Origin of the sequence: Mesorhizobium metallidurans STM 2683, from assembly GCF_000350085.1 — a bacterium.
GTDB lineage: Bacteria > Pseudomonadota > Alphaproteobacteria > Rhizobiales > Rhizobiaceae > Mesorhizobium > Mesorhizobium metallidurans.
In genome coordinates this window covers 1-3857 of the sequence record NZ_CAUM01000116.1, presented here as the reverse complement: position 1 = coordinate 3857, position 3857 = coordinate 1, and the positions used below count along the sequence as shown (strand labels likewise).

The 3857-nt window shown below is 64.1% G+C and carries 3 protein-coding genes; all 3 read right to left on the bottom strand.

The window, feature by feature from the left end:
* Window positions 1-21 precede the first annotated feature (21 nt).
* On the bottom strand, window positions 22-2346 hold the full coding sequence (locus MESS2_RS19020) for an NADP-dependent malic enzyme (RefSeq protein ID WP_008876041.1): 2325 nt from the start codon (window positions 2344-2346) through the stop codon (window positions 22-24).
* A gap of 128 nt (window positions 2347-2474) precedes the next feature.
* On the bottom strand, window positions 2475-3098 hold the full coding sequence (locus MESS2_RS19015) for a LysE family translocator (protein ID WP_008876040.1): 624 nt from the start codon (window positions 3096-3098) through the stop codon (window positions 2475-2477).
* A gap of 179 nt (window positions 3099-3277) precedes the next feature.
* Window positions 3278-3835: a c-type cytochrome gene (locus MESS2_RS19010; RefSeq protein WP_008876039.1), complete on the bottom strand. Its 558-nt coding sequence runs from the start codon at window positions 3833-3835 to the stop codon at window positions 3278-3280.
* Window positions 3836-3857: the final 22 nt, after the last annotated feature.

Genomic DNA, 3857 nt, shown 5'->3' with positions numbered 1-3857 from the left:
AGCTTGCCGCCAACGACGGGTTTAGCCCAGATTTACCACCGCCTGAGCCTTGTGGGCCGCTTCGACCACAGCGAGCGCCGTCATGTTGACCACGCCGCGCGACGTCACCGACGGCGTCAATATGTGCGCCGGCCTGTCGGTGCCGAGCAGGATCGGCCCGACATGCAATGCATCCATCATCGTGCGCAGCGCGGTGAGCGTGATGTTGGCCGAGTCCAGATTGGGGAACACCAGCAGATTGGCTTCGCCTATCAGCCGCGAATGCGGATAGACGCGCTGACGCAACTGCTCGGACAGAGCGGTGTCGGCATGCATCTCGCCGTCGCATTGCAGGTCTGGCGCGATGCGCGCCAGGATCGCCGCCGCCTGCCGCATCTTCAGCGCGCTCGGCGAATCGCGCGAGCCGAAATCCGAATGCGAAAGCAGGGCGGCCTTTGGCTCGATGCCGAAGCGCTGGATCTCCTCCGCCGCCAGCACCGTCATTTCGGCGATCTCCTCGGCCGTCGGGTCGACGGAGACGTGAGTGTCGGTGAGGAAAATGATACCGCGCTGCGAGATCAGCATCGAAAGCGTCGACAAATCATGGTCCTTGATGCCGGCGCGTGGGCCGATGATCAGGGTGACATTGCGCAGATGCCGCTCGAAACGCCCTTCGAGGCCGCAGACCATGGCGTCGGCGTCGCCGCGCTTCAGCGCAAGGGCGGCAATGACCGTGTTGTCGGTGCGCACCATGGTGCGCGCGGCTTCCGTCGTCACGCCGCGCCGGCCGGCAAGCTCGATCAAAAGGTCGACATAGTGGCGATAGCGGGGATCGTCCTCGGGGTTGATCAGGCCAAAATCGACACCCGGCTTGATGCGCAGCCCGTAGCGTTTCAGCCTGACTTCGATGACATGCGGACGGCCGATCAGGATCGGTTCGGCGATGCCTTCCTCCAGCACCACTTGCGCGGCGCGCAGCACGCGCTCGTCCTCGCCGTCGGCATAGATGACGCGTTTGGCGCTCGACGTCTTGGCCATCGAGAACACCGGCTTCATGACCAGGCCGGAACGGAAGACGAAGCGGTTCAGCGTGTCGATATAGGCAGCGAAGTCGGTGATCGGCCGTGTGGCGACGCCGGTGTCGCAGGCAGCCTTGGCCACCGCCGGAGCGATGCGCAGGATCAGTCTGGGGTCGAAGGGCGAGGGGATCAGGAAATCCGGTCCGAAGATCGGCGTCTCGCCGGAATAGGCGCGGGCGGCGACATCGGACGGCTCTTCGCGGGCAAGCGCCGCAATCGCCCGCACCGCAGCCATCTTCATCTCTTCATTGATGGCGCTGGCGCCGCAGTCCAGCGCGCCACGGAAGATGTAAGGAAAACAGAGTACGTTATTGACCTGATTGGGAAAATCGGACCGACCGGTGCAGATCATCGCGTCGGGTCGCGCCGCCCGGGCCGCTTCCGGCATGATCTCGGGATTGGGATTGGCCAGTGCCAGGATCAGCGGTTTCGGCGCCATGTGCTGAAGCAATTCCGGTTTCAGCACGCCGGCGGCGGAAAGGCCGAGGAACACGTCGGCGCCGGAGATGACATCGGCCAGCGTGCGCGCCTCGGTGTTCTTCACATAGGGGTCTTTCCAGCGGTCCATCTCGTCGACGCGACCCTTGTAGGCGACGCCGAAACGGTCGGTGACCCAGATGTTTTCGATACGGGCACCGAGCAGGACCAGGAGGTTGAGGCAGGCGAGGGCCGCCGCACCCGCACCGGAGGTGACGATCTTGATGTCTGAGATCGTCTTGCCGGCGAACTCCAGCCCGTTGAGCACGGCGGCGGCGACGATGATCGCGGTGCCGTGCTGGTCGTCATGGAAGACCGGTATGGCCATGCGGGCCTTCAGCCGCTCCTCGACCTCGAAGCATTCCGGCGCCTTGATGTCCTCGAGATTGATGCCGCCGAAGGTCGGCTCCAGCGCCGCGACCGTCTCGACCATGCGATCGATCTCCGGCGCGTCGATTTCGATGTCGAAGACATCGATGCCGGCGAATTTCTTGAACAGGACCGCCTTGCCTTCCATCACAGGCTTGGAGGCGAGCGGGCCGATATTGCCGAGGCCCAGAACCGCCGAACCGTTGGAGACGACACCGACCAGATTGGCGCGCGCAGTATAATCGGCGGCGGTCGCCGGATTGTCGCGGATTTCCAGACAGGGCGCCGCGACGCCGGGTGAATAGGCCAGCGCCAGGTCGCGCTGGTTGCCGAGCGGTTTTGTCGCCTGGATTTCGAGCTTTCCCGGCCTCGGGTGCTTGTGGAAGTAGAGCGCGGCTTCGTCGAGGTCCGACCGGGCCGCCTTTTTGCTTTCGCCTTCCATGCCGGCCGCTCCTCAATTCAGTCCGTTGGTGTTTTGAGTCTCTTAGCATGCAGCCGGGGCTTTTCGAGAGGTGATATGTCGCAAGTACGATGCCTATGGCTTTGCAAGGCCGTGGGCCTCATCGCACATCAACCCAAGGTCTCCAGCAGTCTGAGGACGGTGATGACTGCAATCATCAGATAGACTGCGGCGCTGCCCAGATTCGCAAATCTGCCGACCTGTGCGCAGCCGACCGGCAGTCGCAAGCGCGCGACTGTGAAGACGCAAGCAGAGGCGGAGACCGAGCGCATGCAAACATATGTCGCGCTCAGCAAGACCATTTGCTCAGAGATCGAATGATCCGGATCTATGAATTGCGGGAAGAAGGCGGCATAGAAGAGGAGCGCTGCAGGACTTGCGAAGGCGATCATCAGCCCGTCGAGGACCGGCGCACGAGCGCCAGACAAATTCGGACATCGCGAGGGCCGGTTGCGGAGGTGCAACAGGCCCGCCGCGAGCCAGATGAGATAAAGAGCTCCGGCGAGCGAAAGCCATCGCAACAGCACTGGCAAGAGTTCACCGGAAAGTGACAGGCCGGCGAAGATTGCCCCGAGCAGGCACACCTCCCCGAGCTCTACGCCGATCGCGGTCGAGAGGCCGGCCTTCGCCCCGTGCCGCAACGTACTATGGGCAATGATCGCCATAATAGGGCCGGGCGTGATAAGAATCAAAAGTGTCGCGGCCGAGAATTGGGCAAGACTGTTCCAGTCCATGTCTTCGCCTAGCTCCTCTGCTTCTCGGCAAGGCGCCGCGTCGATACGGCGGCGACAATACGGCGCTCGGCAAGGGCGAGATACTCTTCCCGAGCTGAACTCCTGCGCGATCGTCCGGGGCGACTCCGCGCAAGTCGTGAGCCGGCAAAGGGATGGCGGCGCCCTGCAATGCGCCGGCCCTATTGCTTCGCCGGCGCCACGATCTTCATCACGAACGAAGTCGGCGCCTCGCCCGGTCCGAACGGTCCAGGGACCTTGTTGCTCACCGGCGGCAGGCTCTTGAGATAGGCCGCGATCGCCCCGGCGTCAGACTCGGTGAGTTCCGCGAGTGCGGCCCACGGCATGATCGGAGCGAGCATGCGTCCGTCGGGACGCTTGCCTGTCCGGATCGCCGTGACGATATCATGCTCGCTCCAGCGCCCGAGACCCGTCGCCTCGTCGGGCGTGAGGTTGGGGCCGTAGAAGACCCCGAGCCCCGGGATCTCGAAACCGACCTCGGAGCCGCCGAGGTGACGCGTCATGTCCGGCTTGCCGAGGAAATGTCCCGGCGTGTGGCAATCGGTGCAGCCCGCGATGGTCACCAGGTATTTCCCCCGTTCGACCAGCTCGCGGTCGGCCGCGCCGGCAGGCGGCGATCCAATCGCCGCCACCAACGCCGTGAATGCCGCGGGCAACACCCGCCTGGCCGCCTGCGACGCCACACGCGCCGCGGCAGATCCGAAGTCGTGAATGCTCATGCTTTCCTCCGTCCCGTGGCTC